Genomic DNA, 14,128 nt, shown 5'->3' on the forward strand with positions numbered 1-14,128 from the left:
TATGATTTAATTTCCACTAGGGTAAATTATGATTGGGTTATAGGAAATAAAGGCGTTATGCAAATGAATTATAAAGCAGGAAAGTTTTTTAATGCCAATGAAATTTCATTTGTAGATTATAAACATTTTAACGGAAACCAAACCCATATAGGCGGTGGAAATGACTATACCAATCAATTCAACAATCTACCATATTATTCAGCAAGTACCAATACTAAATATTTTGAAACCCATTTAGAACACAACGACCAAGGATTCATTATGAATAAAATTCCGTTATTGAATAAGTTGCAATCGCAATTGGTTTTAGGGGTTCATAATCTTGCCATTCCAAACCGTTATCCGTATCAAGAATTCACAATTGGTTTGGATAATTTAGGTTATGGAAAAGTTAGAATTTTTAGATTTGATTACATCCGTTCGTACCAAAACGGCTACCAAGGTGACGCAATTCTATTTGGTTTAAAAATCTTGAATGCTTTAGAGTAATTCCTTAAACACATCATATCCAAAACGGATAAGAGTGAGTACTACAATAATTAAAAAAAAGATTCGAATAAAACCGTTTCCTTTTTTAATGGCCAACTTTGCGCCCATCCATCCACCAAAAGCATTACATGCCGCCATTGGAAGCGCAATAGCCCATATGATTTTTCCTTTCAATACAAATAAGCAAATCGACCCAAAATTGGTTGCAAGATTCACCATTTTAGCATTTGCGGAAGCATTCAAAAAATCGAAACCTAAAATAGCCACAAAACCAAGCACTAAAAAACTCCCTGTCCCAGGACCGATAAATCCATCGTAAAAACCAATGCAAATACTCATTACAATTCCAAGAAGCAGTTGTTTATTTGCGCTTAAATTTTTCTCTTGGCTAGCGCCAAAATCTTTTTTGGCAAACGTATAAATGGCTATCAATATTAAAACTACCAGCAACAACGGTTTCATAAAATCATTACTGACCAAAGTCAATAAATTGGAACCTAAAAAAGCTGCACCGAAAGCTACAACCGCCATAACGGAAAGTAATTTCCAATTCAGCTCTACTTTCTTTAGATATTGATTGGCAGCAAACGAAGTGCCACTAAAAGCAGGAATTTTTAACGATCCAATTACAGAAGAAACAGCCAAATTAGGCATCAATACCATCACAACTGGAGTTTGAATCAATCCGCCGCCGCCTACAATAGCATCGACAAATCCGGCACAAAAGGCAGCCAAACACAGCAATAAAAGGATGTAGGTTTCCATGTTTTTATAAATGAAAAAGAGGTACTTGATGCACCTCTATTTCTATATTATTTAGTATAAATTATACCCTCACGATATTAGCACCAAGCGCTCGAAGACGCTCATCAATACGTTCGTAACCTCTATCTATTTGTTCGATATTTTGAATTGTAGAAGTTCCTTTCGCAGAAAGCGCTGCAATTAATAAGGAAATTCCCGCTCTAATATCTGGAGAACTCATAATAGTTGCTTTTAACTGTGATTTAAAATTATGTCCCATCACTACAGCTCTATGCGGATCGCACAACATAATTTTAGCACCCATATCAATCAATTTATCCACAAAGAATAAACGGCTTTCAAACATTTTTTGGTGAATCAATACATCGCCATTGGCTTGTGTTGCTACCACCAATACAATACTCAATAAATCGGGTGTGAATCCTGGCCATGGTGCATCGGCAATGGTTAAAATAGATCCATCAATATCAGTTTTAACTTCGTAGCCATTTTCATGAGAAGGAATGTAAATATCATCTCCTCTTCGCTCTAAGGTAATTCCAAGTTTTCTAAATACATTCGGGATTACACCCAAATTATCCCAGCTTACATCCTTAATAGTGATTTCACTTCGTGTCATCGCAGCAAGACCAATCCATGAACCAATTTCGATCATATCGGGAAGAATTCTGTGCTCGCAACCCCCAAGACTTTCTACTCCTTCAATGGTTAATAAATTCGATCCTACTCCATTAATTTTTGCACCCATGGAGTTCAGCATTTTGCATAATTGTTGCAAATACGGCTCACAAGCTGCATTATAAATAGTAGTTACTCCTTCAGCTAATACCGCTGCCATAACAATATTGGCAGTACCGGTAACCGATGCTTCATCAAGCAACATATACGTCCCTTTTAATCTTGTAGAAGTTTCTACTCCATAAAAGTGGTCTTCTTTTTCATATCTAAATTTTGCACCTAAATTGATAAATCCTTCAAAGTGGGTGTCCAATCTTCTTCTTCCGATTTTATCTCCACCTGGTTTCGGAATGTATCCTTTTCCATAACGAGACAATAACGGACCAACAATCATAATAGAACCTCTAAGAGATCCACCTTCTTTTTTAAAGGCTTCGGTTTCTAGGTAACCCACATTCACCTCATCGGCTTGGAATGTAATTGACCCCGGACCATTTTTTTGAATTTTAACTCCAAGATTACCTAAAAGCGTAATCAATTTATTCACATCAATAATATCTGGAATATTATTAATAGTAACTTTTTCTGGTGTTAACAGCACCGCACATAAAATTTGTAACGCTTCGTTTTTAGCACCTTGAGGGGTTACATCCCCTTTTAATCTAATGCCTCCTTCAATTTTAAATGTTCCCATAGAGTTGATTTAGGTTCTTTGGTTCTGAGTGTAAAGGCTCTTTAATAATCTTAGAACCTTAACGCCTTAGCGCCTTTTTTTATTTTGAATTATTGTTGTTTTTAATAAATGGTTTTTTACCTGATTGTTTTTTAAAACCTTGTTTCATGTTTTTTTGCATTGGAGCCCCGGCTTTATTCGATACTTTTTTATTCGTTCGAATTAAATCGGTGGTATTGGATAACTCTTCCTCACTTCCCAATAAATTAATAGTTCCTTCTGAAAGCTCAAATAAATGTTCAAAAATAACCACATCCGTTACCGTGTCTTTATTCCAGCTCAAATAGGATTTTTTCATGTGATTGGCAATCACCTTCACCAAAGCACTTTTCATTTCTCCCTCCTCCCATTTGTTAGCTACCTCTATCATGTATTTGATATTGTTGCCATAAAAACGGTATTTCGGATTTTTTTGAGGATAAGCCAATCGTTCTGGCTTTAAATTAATCACATCACGAGTCGGAATTGGATAGGGTGAATCTACGTCCATCATAAAATCCGACATGATAAAAAGTTGATCCCAAAGCTTGTGCTGAAAATCGGGCACATCACGCAAATGCGGATTCAAACTCCCCATAACTTGAATGATGTATTTCGCTGCCTTGTTGCGTTCCTCGCGGTCAGCAATTACTTTGGCTTGATCGATCAGTTTTTGCAAATGACGACCATATTCCGGAATAATTAAATGCGGTCTTTCGGCATTGTATTCCAAATTACCTACTACCTCATTTGCATTCTCTTTTATGTATTTTGGAACCATATTAAAATGAAATTATTCCTTCTATTGTAGCTACTTCTAGGTATTTTTCAACGACATGCTCAGGCGAATTCATTCGCACATTTACCGAAACACTTGTATATTTTCCTGCTTTTGATTGGTTGGTGTTAATCACTGCTCCCATATTATCAAAAGCTTTTTCTACCGCTTCAATTTTACTTGCATCGGTAGGAACAATAAATTTATACAAATATTCTGAAGGCCAAGCAGAGGTGTTACTCAACTCTTCTTTTAGGCGAATATAAAATTCTTCGGTCTTTTTATCCATTCGTTAATTAAATAAAGGCAAATATACATTTTTGAAATTAGATAAAGATATCCTTATTTATATTTTTATTTCGAATCAAAATAAAATAATTAGCATGGTTTATTTCATAAAAAAACTACAACATAAAGTTGTAGTTTTTTGATATAATTCTGAACTAAAATTGTTCTTAATTTTTCACACAACGAACAGCTAAAGCACTTTTTTTGATTGCCCCACTTCGCACAAATTCATCACTTGAACTGTTACAATTTCTTACCCATACTAAATCAGCAGCAGTACTTCCAGTTGTTGTAGCACTCCACCAATATGCTGCTTTCGTTTTCCATTTGAATAAATCAGAAAGAGCAGGTGTTACTGGAGGTGTAGCCGGAGCTGGTAAATTATAGTTTAAATAAGCAACTCCACCAGGCAATCCACTAAATCCAGATTCGTTAGTTGCATAATTAGTAGTTACATCCCAAAGTGCAGGAGTACTATTATCTTTAAGTTTTTTTCCTGCTACATTTCCGCCACCTAAGAAGTCGGTTAAACCTGTCCATTCCGCATCAGTAGCAACGTGCCACCCTGTAGGAGCCAATCCTCTGCTGTCATTTACAGCATACCAATTGTATAACTTACCATAAATAGGACCATTTGCAGTATCGTTCTCATAATAACACCAAGCACCTGTGGTCAATGATTCCCACTGAGTAACATCGGTAACTTGAGGAATAACATCTCCGTTTCTATATTTAGTCACATTTAAGTTGCTACGCATCCATTCTTTTCCATTTATAACTACAGAACTATACGATTGATTATCAGCATCCATAAGACCTCCTCCTGTAGAACCCAACATATTTAATGTTGTAAAAGACATTTGAGCACCATATACCGTTCCCGAAGCATCTTTTGCATAAGCTCTAACATAATACAAAGTATTTGGCATTAATGGCCCAACGGTACCTGTAAAAACAGTTGAACCTGAGTTAAAAACTCCTTGCACATGAAATCCAGAAGCAGTTGGATTTGGAGCTGTACTCCAACAAATTCCGTAATCTGCAGTTGGGTAACTACCAATAGTTAGCACGCCTACACATTTAGCACTAGTAAAATTTATATCTTGAATGCTGTAGGTTTGAACGTACAACAACCCATCAGAACTTGAAGATCCAGAAACACCATCATTTTTGCTACAACTAAAAAGGAATAGAGAAAATAATGCAACTATTAATATTTTTTTCATAATCGGTTAGGATTTGTATTTGTGAATAGATTCCAAAATTATAAAAATTTAATTAATTTCCAACATTATATCTAAAACAAATCAATAAATTTGTCCCTTATTTCCAAGCATTTTGAATAAAGAAATCGTAGTTATTATTGGGGGTCCTGGCACCGGAAAAACAACAATCATTGAGGGCTTGCTAGCCAAAGGATACTGTTGTTATCCAGAAATTTCTCGCGAGGTAACCCTTGAAGCAAAAAAACAAGGCATCGAACAATTGTTTTTAGAGAATCCGTTGCTTTTTAGCGAACTACTATTAGAAGGTAGAAAAAAACAATTTCACAACGCCCACAAAGAGCCGCACGACATTGTCTTTTTAGACCGAGGAATTCCCGATGTGTTGGCTTATATGCATTACATTGGCGATAGCTATCCTGCTTTTTTTGATCAGGCGTGCCGCGAACATATTTACACCAAAATATTTTTGCTTCCGCCTTGGGAGGAAATTTACATAAGCGACAACGAGCGCTATGAAAACTTTGAGCAAGCCAAACTCATCTACAACCACCTTACCGAAACCTACCAAAAATATGGTTATCATTTAATTGAAGTTCCTAAAGGAACTGTGGAAGAGCGAATCTCTTTTATTTTAAACCAATTATAATTTATTGTTTTATTACTTTTACGAAATACTAAATTCGTAATTATTCGATGCCGAAACCGATAGAAATTCTAAAAAAATATTGGAACCATGATGCGTTTAGAACGCCTCAGGAGGCCATTATTAATTCGGTTTTAGAAGGTAAAGACACCTTTGGTTTAATGCCGACGGGTGGAGGAAAATCAATAACATTTCAGGTTCCTGCACTAATGATGGAAGGCATTTGCCTGGTTATATCTCCATTGGTGGCCTTAATGAAAGATCAGGTTGAAAACCTGCAAAGCAAAGGAATCAAAGCAATAGCTTTAACCGGCGGCATCCACTCGGAGGAGCTAATTGACCTTTTGGACAATTGCCAATATGGGAATTATAAGTTCTTATACCTTTCTCCAGAACGGCTACAAAGCGACTGGGTGTTGGAGCGCATCAAAAACCTGCCTATTAACCTCATCACCATTGATGAAGCACATTGTGTTTCGCAATGGGGACATGATTTTAGACCTGCCTATTTAAAAATAGCCAAGCTAAAAGAGTTTTTTCCAAAGACCCCTTTTTTAGCATTAACAGCAACTGCAACTAGCAAAGTACAAGAGGATATTATTGCACAATTACAAATGCAAAATCCACAAGTTTATACCAAATCATTTGCAAGGGAAAACTTAGCTTATATGGTTTTTAATGTGGAAGACAAACTGAATTTGCTGGAGCAAATTCTCAAGAAAAATCCGCAACCTGCTATATTATATGTAAATAACCGGAAGTCCTGCTCTGAGACAACCCTTCAGTTGAATGCTTTAGGTTATAGTTCAACATATTACCACGGTGGTTTATCTGCCAAGGAAAAAGAAAAAAACAGAATGCTTTGGATGGATGAAAAAGTTCAGGTGATGGTTGCCACCAATGCATTTGGAATGGGTATTGACAAAGGCAATGTAAAAACTGTGGTGCATCTTCATATTCCATCTAATTTGGAAAACTATTATCAAGAAGCCGGAAGAGCGGGCCGAAATGGCGAAAAAGCATTTGCCATTTTACTAACCAATCCTTCGAATGTGATTCATGCTGAATCGCAGTTTATAAGTATTCTTTGTGATAAAGCCTTTTTAAAAACGGTTTACATCAAACTTTGCAATTATTTTCAAATTGCCTACGGAGAAGGTTTGGATGAAAAATTCACTTTCAATATCAATCATTTTTGTACAAAATATTCCTTTCCTGTTTTAAAAGTATACAATGCCTTACAATTTCTAGATCGACAAGGAATCTTGACTCTTTCGCAGGAATTTTCTGAAAAAATAACATTGCAATTCAGCATTCCGTCTAAGGAAGTTATGCGCTACATTAGTTTGAATCCGCAGGATGAAGAAGTGCTATTGACGATATTAAGAACCAATCCAGGTGTATACGAATCGCAATCGGTAATAAACATTTCGTTGATTGCTAAAAAATCCAACTCCGATGAAAGTCAGGTTTTGGCCATTTTACACAAATTAAATGAAAAAGGAATCATAGCATTACATGCTAAGAATAATGATGCTTCAATTACCTTTAATGAAGTCCGCGAAGACGACAGAACCATAAACCGAGTAGCTAAATATTTGGAGGCTCAAAATGAACTCAAGACCAACCAACTGCAATCGGTTTTAAATTATATTAAGGAAGACAGCCAATGCAGAAGCAAATTGCTCCTGAATTATTTTGGAGAAAAAACAAATGAAGATTGCGGGGTTTGCTCCTATTGTATTTCAAAAAACAAAAAACAAGTAAGTACGCAAACAATAGCATTTGAAATAATTGAACTGTTAAAAAAAGAGGAATTAAACTCTAGAGACATTCAAAAAAGTTTAAATTATCCAAAAGACGCTATTATCTTTGCACTTCAAGTATTAATGGAAAACGATACCATTATTATGAATCCAACTAACTTATATTCTATTAAGAAATAAAAAGAGGCGAAGGCTTTGGCATCGCAACGAACGAAAACTATGGAAAAATTAAGAATCGTTTTTATGGGCACGCCCGAATTTGCTGTCGGAATTTTAGACACCATAATTAAAAATAACCATGAGGTGGTTGGTGTAATTACGGCAGCTGATAAGCCTGCAGGTCGTGGTCAAAAAATAAAATATTCGGCGGTAAAAGAATATGCTTTAGAACACCAATTGCATTTACTGCAACCGACTAATTTAAAAGACGAACAATTTTTAGAAGAATTAAAAAGCTTAAATGCCAATCTGCAAGTGGTCGTTGCCTTTAGAATGCTACCCGAAGTAGTTTGGAAAATGCCAAAACTAGGTACTTTCAATCTTCATGCTTCACTTCTACCTAATTATCGCGGTGCGGCTCCTATTAATTGGGCTATAATAAATGGAGAAACTAAAACCGGTGTAACTACATTTTTTATTGATGATAAAATAGATACCGGAGCCATGATCTTAAGCAAAGAAACTCCGATTTCAATTTCTGAAAATGCGGGGGTTCTTCACGACCGATTAATGGATCTTGGATGTGTGGCCGTAACTGAAACGCTAGCTTTAATAGAAAAAGGAGCTGTTACAACTACCATTCAAGAGGATTCAAGCGATATTAAGACGGCTTACAAACTAAACAAAGACAATTGCAAAATAGATTTCTCCAAATCGGGAAGTGAAATCTATAATCTTATTAGAGGACTTTCTCCTTATCCGAGTGCTTGGTGCACCATTGTGGATGGTGCTACCGAATGGAGTGTAAAAATATATGAAGCCAAATTAGTTCCAGAAACACTACCACTACCGGTTGGAAGTATTCAAACCACCAAAAAAGAAATGAAAATTGCAGTTAAAGATGGACACCTGGAAATCATTAGTTTGCAGTTTCCGGGAAAAAAGAGAATGAATACTGCCGAATTATTAAACGGAATGACACTTTCTGACGCTGCAAAAGCGGTGTAAACCACTGTAACTATTGGTTTAAACCGAAAAAAAAAGGCCTAAAAATGCCGCTTTTATCAACAAAACCCGCTACTTATCAACAAAATTGGCTAAAATAGCCTCAAGGCCTTGCGCAGTAGGTATTTTCTACTAAATTTGTTTTGATTAAAAAAATGTTTAACCAACAATTAATAACTATTATTATGAACAAATCAGAATTAATCGATGCTATTGCTGCAGATGCAGGAATTACAAAAGCTGCTGCTAAATTAGCTTTAGAGTCATTTTTAGGAAATGTAGGATCAACTTTGAAAAAAGGTGGTAGAGTTTCTTTAGTAGGTTTCGGATCTTGGTCAGTTTCTAAAAGAGCTGCTAGAGATGGAAGAAATCCACAAACTGGAAAAACTATCAAAATCGCTGCTAAAAATGTAGTGAAATTTAAAGCTGGTGCTGAATTAGACGGGTCAGTAAACTAGTCAATTTCCACATCAATATAAAATCACGCTTTTAGCGTGATTTTTTTTTGCCTATAACTTGGATTCTTTAATTCGTTTTTTGTACTTTTAAATTATAAACCATTTTAATGATCTCAGAAAAACTTCAAAAAGGACAATTATTAATTGCAGAACCTTCCATTTTGGGAGACTTGCATTTTAATAGATCTGTTATTTTACTTGCTGAACACAGCGATGAAGGTTCGCTGGGCTTCATCATGAACAAACCACTAGAATATACCATTAGTGATTTGGTTCCCGATATTGAGGCGTCATTTAAGATTTATAATGGAGGTCCGGTGGAACAAGACAATCTTTATTTCATTCACACCCTACCCGAATTAATTTATGATAGCATCGAAATTTCGCATGGAATTTATTGGGGAGGCGATTTTGAACGTACTAAAAGTTTAATCAATGAAGGAAAAATCAATAAAGAAGATATTCGGTTTTTCTTGGGTTATACCGGTTGGGGACCTAACCAACTGGAGGAAGAAATTGAAAACAATTCTTGGGCAATAGCCGCCAACAAACACAAAAAAGGTTTGTTAAGCACCTCTTCGAAGAAAATTTGGAAAGAAAAAATCACTGAATTAGGTGGCGATTACCTGATTTGGTCCAACGCTCCCGAAAATCCGAATCTAAATTAATTCATTTAATTTTTCAAGCAATTGAGCTGATACATTCGTTGTATAGGTCTTTTTACGGTATTGCGTAATGGGCTGAATCCCTTGAATACAATTTGTAATAAATAGCTCGTCTGCTTTTTGCAAATCAAAAGGGGAAATTGGCGCTTCCACCATTTCTATTCCTTCCATTTTTTTAGCAAGCGCGATAATTTGCTTTCTGGCAATTCCGTTTAAACAGCCTTCTTCGGTAGGCGGAGTAATCAATTTAGTACCCATTAGCATAAATAAATTTCCGTTTAAAGCCTCTACCACATTTTTATCGTTATTCAACAACAAGCAATTGTTCAAATCATTTTCCTGAGCATAAATACTACCGGTGATTGAAATCATTTTGTTGGTTGTTTTAATGGTTGAAAGCAACTGTTTTGAAATGAAAAAATCTTTATACAAATCAACTTCATAAGCCCCATCAGAAAAAGAATATTTTACATTTTCCAATGGTGAAGCTTGAATCACATAGGAAACCTCACGAGTTTGAGGCAAATAATACCCTCCGTCATTTCTAAAAACAGTAAAACGAATACGCGCAGAAGCAGCACAATTGGCAGCTTGCGCCGTGCTAATTACTTGCTCTTCAAAATATTCTAAGGTAAAATTATTCGGGATTTGCATGCGCACAATACGCATCGAAGCCATTAAGCGAAAATAATGATCTTCTAAAAATAAAACTTTTTGATTTACAACTTTTAAGGTTTCAAAAACGCCATCGCCATATAAAAAAGCCCTGTTAGAACTTGACAAAAACCCATCGGAAGGAAGTAAAGAACCGTTGAAATTAATCATAAAAAGAAAATATTAGACCGAACCAATTACATGTTTCAAATCGGAAACTTGATTTTCCCATAATTGTTTGGATTCCTCCAACTCGTCTTCTTCGGCAAAATCAACAATTAGCAACGATACATCTTTGGTTAATTCGTCTTCAAGAATTCGGATTTCAAAATAATATTCGGTGTCTTTTTTATTTTCATCAACCCATTTAAACTTGATTTTTTCACCTGTTTTTTTGGAAGCCAAACGAGCATTTTCCTGCGAATCATCCCATTCAAATGTAAAAAATTCTCCACGCGAATTCACCTTGTCTGCAAACCATTCTTGCAAACCCGATGGAGTAGAAATATATTGATACAATAATTGAGGCGACGAATTAATAGGAAATTCAATCTCGTAACGAACTTTGGGCATCATAATCTAAATTTTGCTAAATATATAATTTTTATTTATAAATCAACAAAAGAAAAAATATTTTATTTTCTTAAAGTAATATTTGTATGCTGTGATTTTAGTATTATATTTGCACCCGCATTCAAAAACGCAAATCGACATTTGGCGAGGTAGCTCAGTCGGTTAGAGCGCAGGATTCATAACCCTGAGGTCGGGAGTTCAAATCTCCCTCTCGCTACAAAAGGATTTTATTAGAAATGAGCTGGTTAGTGTACATTAACCAGCTTTTTTATGTCTAACATTTTACTACTTTTGCAGACCGTACACCAAAACGTACACCAAACAGCACACATTTTGCCAATCAAAAAAAACTTCACCCAACCCAAAATTTACACTGGAGGAGTTGATATTACACTTTGGAATCAACTCTCAAAAACCGAACAAAATAAAGCTCTTTCCAAAGATTGGTACATCTATTATAAATTTTTGGATAAGAATACCAATAAATTAAAACGTATGCCTAACATCAAAGGCGGTGTAAATAGGTTGAAAACCAAAAAAGAAAGATTACAATATTTAATAAGTTTGCGTGATGCATTGGAATTTTTACTTGAAAAAGGATTTAATCCCTACACGGATAACGATTTATCGCTATTGGAGAATAAAGAAGTTATAGAGGATAAGAAACCAATTGCAATTCCATCTGAAAAAATTATAATTCAAACCCAAAATGAAACTGTCATTGATGAAGAACCAATTATGACAATAAAAGAAGCGTTCAATTTTGCTTTAAAAATTAAAAAAGGTTCACTCAATGAGACTTCTTACAGCAATTTTGAAGGCAGAATTAATCGTTTTAAGAATTGGCTTGACGAAAATAAACCAATCACATCTGTTACTCGGAAAATAGCAAATGAATACCTGAATGAAATTTTAGAAAAATCAAGCGCAAGAAATAGAAACAATTCAAGAATTGATTTAAGTTCTTTATTTGAAGTTTTATCTAATAATGAAATAATCACTGAAAACTTCATCAAGAAAATTAATATTTTAAAATCTAAACCCGAAAGAAACAAAACCTACACTCCCGAAATGCAGTTGGATATTTATTCACATCTTGCAAAAAATGACCCTATATTGTTACTCTTTGTACAATTTGTTTCCTATAATTTTTTGCGCCCTGTTGAAGTATGTCGTTTAAAAGTTGGCGATATAGACATAAAGGATAAAAAACTATATGTAAGAGCAAAAAACAAGGCTGTTAAAATCAAAATTATTCCTGAAATATTAATCAAAGAACTTCCTAATTTGGAAAAGCTGAATAAAAACAATTTTTTATTTACCCCTAACAAAATAGGTGATGAATGGATAGCAACGGAAAACAATCGCAGAGACCATTTTTCAAAACGCTTTAAAGCAGTAGTAAAAGACCATTTTGAGTTAGGTATTGATTATGGAATGTATAGCTTCAGACACACTTTTATCACAAAGTTGTATCGGGAATTACGCAAAGTATCTTCCCCATTTGAAGCCAAGAGTAAATTAATGCTTATAACTGGACATTCAACAATGACAGCATTGGAACAATATTTAAGAGATATTGATGCAGAATTACCCGAAGATTATTCACACTTGCTTAAATAGGATTGCAATGAAAACAAAATAATTGCAATGCTAATTCTTGTATAAAACTATAATTTGACTTCTTATAATCCCAATTAAAATAACCATTGCAATGAAATTGAAGCAGAATTGCAATAAAAACATAAAATAATTGCAAGAAAATTGCAACCCTCAAAAGTCATCCTTTAAGTGATGGCTTTTTTTATTGGAATTTAATAGCACGGTAAAAGATTTTACATTTCAATCATCTTATCCCCCTAATTACCTTGTTATACCTGTGCATATCTAATAATACTTTACAATACCTTACGATACCTTACCGTACCTGTTGACTTAAATTTTTTCTTTTTAAGCTTTGCCGAAAAGTTTAAAAAGAGAATGAGTGAATTAATAAATAAAGGGCTTGAACATTTCAAAGATGTTTTAAAAGCTGAAATAGAGTATCAAAACACAATATTTACTATCAAGCCAGCAAATATTTGGATTGATGAAGCGAAATCAAGACCCGTCCCAAAAATGCTATTTGGCGAATTTTGGTTTGAAGGAGAACTTTGCATTTTATTTGCAGATACCAATTTAGGAAAATCAATTCTAGCTGTTCAAATTGCAAATAGCATAAGTATAGGAAATTCAATTTGTGGATTAAAATTAGAATGCCTACCATCCCCTATAATTTACTTTGATTTTGAGCTATCGGACAAACAATTTGAAAATAGATATTCCGAGAATTTTACAAATCATTACCTCTTCAATTCAAATTTTCTTCGTGCCGAAATTAACCCCGACAATGAAATGCCAAAGTCTTTTGAAAGCTTTGAAGATTTTCTTTATCATTCATTGGAGCAATCTGTAAAAAATGGCAAAGTCAAGGTTTTAATCATTGATAATATCACTTATCTAAAAAACGAAACGGAAAAAGCTAAAGATGCACTTCCGTTAATGAAATTTTTGAAAGAATTAAAGAATAAATATTCTTTATCTATTCTTGCCCTTGCACATACCCCGAAAAGGGATTTAACACGACCTATTAACAAAAATGATTTATCCGGCAGCAAAATGTTGATGAATTTTTGTGATAGCAGTTTTGCTATTGGGGAGAGTTTTCAGAATAAAGGGCTTCGCTATTTGAAACAAATAAAACAAAGGAATACGGAACAAATTTATGATTCTGAAAATGTTATCATTTGTCAAATTGAAAAAATAAACAGCTTTCTACAATTTAGTTTTTTAGAGTATGGGGATGAAAACGAACATTTAAAACAAAAATCTGAGCAAGATGGAACTCAAAGAGATATTGAGATTTTAGAATTGAAAAAACTAGGCTTGGCAAATACGGAAATTGCCAAACGATTATGTATTTCAGAAGGAACTGTGCGAAATGTGATTAAGAAAAATATTCAATAATAAAATTACAGCTCTAGCCAAATGAATGCCAATACAGTATATGATGTCTTTCTAGCACTTTCTCAAGAGGAAAGGGAGAAATTTATCGTATTGGTAAAAGAACAAGAAGTAAAAACTTCATTCGACTTTAGAAAGAAAAAAAGCAAAAAAGCCACGTTTACAAAACAAGATGCTATTGATTATTTGCTTGCAACTGTTTTCAAACCGAAAAACTAACATCGTAATACTCGTAAAGTTCGTAAAGGCTACGAGGATTACGAATA

At 34.5% G+C, this 14,128-nt stretch carries 16 protein-coding genes and 1 tRNA gene; 10 read left to right on the forward strand and 7 right to left on the reverse strand.

What is annotated here, in order from left to right:
• Positions 1-489 (forward strand): DUF5686 family protein (locus ACKOWY_RS02710; protein WP_408939906.1); only part of this gene is annotated, 489 nt, incomplete at its 5' end.
• Here the strand turns inward: ACKOWY_RS02710 and ACKOWY_RS02715 are convergent.
• The 5 genes from ACKOWY_RS02715 to ACKOWY_RS02735 form a co-directional block, all read right to left on the reverse strand.
• On the reverse strand, positions 481-1,254 hold the full coding sequence (locus ACKOWY_RS02715) for a sulfite exporter TauE/SafE family protein (protein WP_408939907.1): 774 nt from the start codon (positions 1,252-1,254) through the stop codon (positions 481-483). The two genes, ACKOWY_RS02710 and ACKOWY_RS02715, sit on opposite strands and share 9 nt — an antisense overlap.
• A 61-nt stretch (positions 1,255-1,315) precedes the next feature.
• Positions 1,316-2,626 carry a UDP-N-acetylglucosamine 1-carboxyvinyltransferase gene (gene murA, locus ACKOWY_RS02720; protein ID WP_408939908.1) on the reverse strand — a complete coding sequence of 437 codons (1,311 nt, stop codon included), beginning with the start codon at positions 2,624-2,626 and terminating at the stop codon, positions 1,316-1,318.
• Between the two features lie 79 nt (positions 2,627-2,705).
• On the reverse strand, positions 2,706-3,425 hold the full coding sequence (locus ACKOWY_RS02725) for a DUF4290 domain-containing protein (RefSeq protein ID WP_408939909.1): 720 nt from the start codon (positions 3,423-3,425) through the stop codon (positions 2,706-2,708).
• Between the two features lies 1 nt (position 3,426).
• Complete coding sequence (locus ACKOWY_RS02730) at positions 3,427-3,711, reverse strand: DUF493 family protein (RefSeq protein WP_408939910.1); 285 nt, start codon at positions 3,709-3,711, stop codon at positions 3,427-3,429.
• Between the two features lie 166 nt (positions 3,712-3,877).
• Positions 3,878-4,936: an FISUMP domain-containing protein gene (locus ACKOWY_RS02735; protein ID WP_408939911.1), complete on the reverse strand. Its 1,059-nt coding sequence runs from the start codon at positions 4,934-4,936 to the stop codon at positions 3,878-3,880.
• A gap of 112 nt (positions 4,937-5,048) precedes the next feature.
• Here ACKOWY_RS02735 and ACKOWY_RS02740 point away from each other — a divergent pair, with 112 nt between their 5' ends.
• From ACKOWY_RS02740 to ACKOWY_RS02760, 5 genes are all read left to right on the forward strand, one after another.
• Complete coding sequence (locus ACKOWY_RS02740) at positions 5,049-5,582, forward strand: AAA family ATPase (protein WP_408939912.1); 534 nt, start codon at positions 5,049-5,051, stop codon at positions 5,580-5,582.
• A gap of 47 nt (positions 5,583-5,629) precedes the next feature.
• Complete coding sequence (locus tag ACKOWY_RS02745) at positions 5,630-7,525, forward strand: ATP-dependent DNA helicase RecQ (RefSeq protein ID WP_408939913.1); 1,896 nt, start codon at positions 5,630-5,632, stop codon at positions 7,523-7,525.
• 39 nt (positions 7,526-7,564) lie between these two features.
• Complete coding sequence (fmt, locus tag ACKOWY_RS02750) at positions 7,565-8,512, forward strand: methionyl-tRNA formyltransferase (RefSeq protein ID WP_408939914.1); 948 nt, start codon at positions 7,565-7,567, stop codon at positions 8,510-8,512.
• A gap of 182 nt (positions 8,513-8,694) precedes the next feature.
• Positions 8,695-8,967, forward strand: a complete 273-nt coding sequence (locus ACKOWY_RS02755; protein WP_324470064.1) for an HU family DNA-binding protein — start codon at positions 8,695-8,697, stop codon at positions 8,965-8,967.
• Between the two features lie 107 nt (positions 8,968-9,074).
• Positions 9,075-9,635, forward strand: coding sequence for a YqgE/AlgH family protein (locus ACKOWY_RS02760; protein ID WP_408939915.1), 561 nt, complete (start codon positions 9,075-9,077; stop codon positions 9,633-9,635).
• Here ACKOWY_RS02760 and ACKOWY_RS02765 read toward each other — a convergent pair.
• Positions 9,627-10,457 (reverse strand): aminotransferase class IV, encoded by an 831-nt coding sequence (locus ACKOWY_RS02765; RefSeq protein WP_408939916.1) that lies wholly within the window; start codon positions 10,455-10,457, stop codon positions 9,627-9,629. The genes ACKOWY_RS02760 and ACKOWY_RS02765 overlap by 9 nt on opposite strands.
• A gap of 12 nt (positions 10,458-10,469) precedes the next feature.
• Positions 10,470-10,862 carry an START-like domain-containing protein gene (locus tag ACKOWY_RS02770; protein WP_408939917.1) on the reverse strand — a complete coding sequence of 131 codons (393 nt, stop codon included), beginning with the start codon at positions 10,860-10,862 and terminating at the stop codon, positions 10,470-10,472.
• Positions 10,863-11,002: 140 nt separating this feature from the next.
• Between ACKOWY_RS02770 and ACKOWY_RS02775 the strand changes: the two genes are divergently transcribed.
• The 4 genes from ACKOWY_RS02775 to ACKOWY_RS02790 all read left to right on the forward strand — a co-directional run bounded on the left by ACKOWY_RS02775 (position 11,003) and on the right by ACKOWY_RS02790 (position 14,081).
• Positions 11,003-11,076: transfer RNA gene (locus ACKOWY_RS02775), tRNA-Met, on the forward strand.
• Between the two features lie 53 nt (positions 11,077-11,129).
• On the forward strand, positions 11,130-12,482 hold the full coding sequence (locus ACKOWY_RS02780) for a tyrosine-type recombinase/integrase (RefSeq protein ID WP_408939918.1): 1,353 nt from the start codon (positions 11,130-11,132) through the stop codon (positions 12,480-12,482).
• 357 nt (positions 12,483-12,839) lie between these two features.
• Entirely contained in the window at positions 12,840-13,865 is a 1,026-nt protein-coding gene (locus ACKOWY_RS02785; RefSeq protein WP_408939919.1) for an AAA family ATPase, read from the forward strand.
• Between the two features lie 21 nt (positions 13,866-13,886).
• Positions 13,887-14,081 carry a hypothetical protein gene (locus ACKOWY_RS02790; protein ID WP_408939920.1) on the forward strand — a complete coding sequence of 65 codons (195 nt, stop codon included), beginning with the start codon at positions 13,887-13,889 and terminating at the stop codon, positions 14,079-14,081.
• Positions 14,082-14,128: the final 47 nt, after the last annotated feature.

This window comes from Flavobacterium sp. (assembly GCF_046073885.1).
In the GTDB taxonomy this organism is placed as follows: domain Bacteria; phylum Bacteroidota; class Bacteroidia; order Flavobacteriales; family Flavobacteriaceae; genus Flavobacterium.

What these genes read in the sequence shown, in the direction of transcription:
- ACKOWY_RS02715 (WP_408939907.1), bottom strand. Translation starts at nt 1,254, where the DNA reads ATGGAAACCTACATCCTTTTATTGCTGTGTTTGGCTGCCTTTTGTGCC.
- murA (WP_408939908.1), bottom strand. Translation starts at nt 2,626, where the DNA reads ATGGGAACATTTAAAATTGAAGGAGGCATTAGATTAAAAGGGGATGTA.
- ACKOWY_RS02725 (WP_408939909.1), bottom strand. Translation starts at nt 3,425, where the DNA reads ATGGTTCCAAAATACATAAAAGAGAATGCAAATGAGGTAGTAGGTAAT.
- ACKOWY_RS02730 (WP_408939910.1), bottom strand. Translation starts at nt 3,711, where the DNA reads ATGGATAAAAAGACCGAAGAATTTTATATTCGCCTAAAAGAAGAGTTG.
- ACKOWY_RS02735 (WP_408939911.1), bottom strand. Translation starts at nt 4,936, where the DNA reads ATGAAAAAAATATTAATAGTTGCATTATTTTCTCTATTCCTTTTTAGT.
- ACKOWY_RS02745 (WP_408939913.1), top strand. Translation starts at nt 5,630, where the DNA reads ATGCCGAAACCGATAGAAATTCTAAAAAAATATTGGAACCATGATGCG.
- fmt (WP_408939914.1), top strand. Translation starts at nt 7,565, where the DNA reads ATGGAAAAATTAAGAATCGTTTTTATGGGCACGCCCGAATTTGCTGTC.
- ACKOWY_RS02755 (WP_324470064.1), top strand. Translation starts at nt 8,695, where the DNA reads ATGAACAAATCAGAATTAATCGATGCTATTGCTGCAGATGCAGGAATT.
- ACKOWY_RS02760 (WP_408939915.1), top strand. Translation starts at nt 9,075, where the DNA reads ATGATCTCAGAAAAACTTCAAAAAGGACAATTATTAATTGCAGAACCT.
- ACKOWY_RS02765 (WP_408939916.1), bottom strand. Translation starts at nt 10,457, where the DNA reads ATGATTAATTTCAACGGTTCTTTACTTCCTTCCGATGGGTTTTTGTCA.
- ACKOWY_RS02770 (WP_408939917.1), bottom strand. Translation starts at nt 10,862, where the DNA reads ATGATGCCCAAAGTTCGTTACGAGATTGAATTTCCTATTAATTCGTCG.
- ACKOWY_RS02780 (WP_408939918.1), top strand. Translation starts at nt 11,130, where the DNA reads ATGTCTAACATTTTACTACTTTTGCAGACCGTACACCAAAACGTACAC.
- ACKOWY_RS02785 (WP_408939919.1), top strand. Translation starts at nt 12,840, where the DNA reads ATGAGTGAATTAATAAATAAAGGGCTTGAACATTTCAAAGATGTTTTA.
- ACKOWY_RS02790 (WP_408939920.1), top strand. Translation starts at nt 13,887, where the DNA reads ATGAATGCCAATACAGTATATGATGTCTTTCTAGCACTTTCTCAAGAG.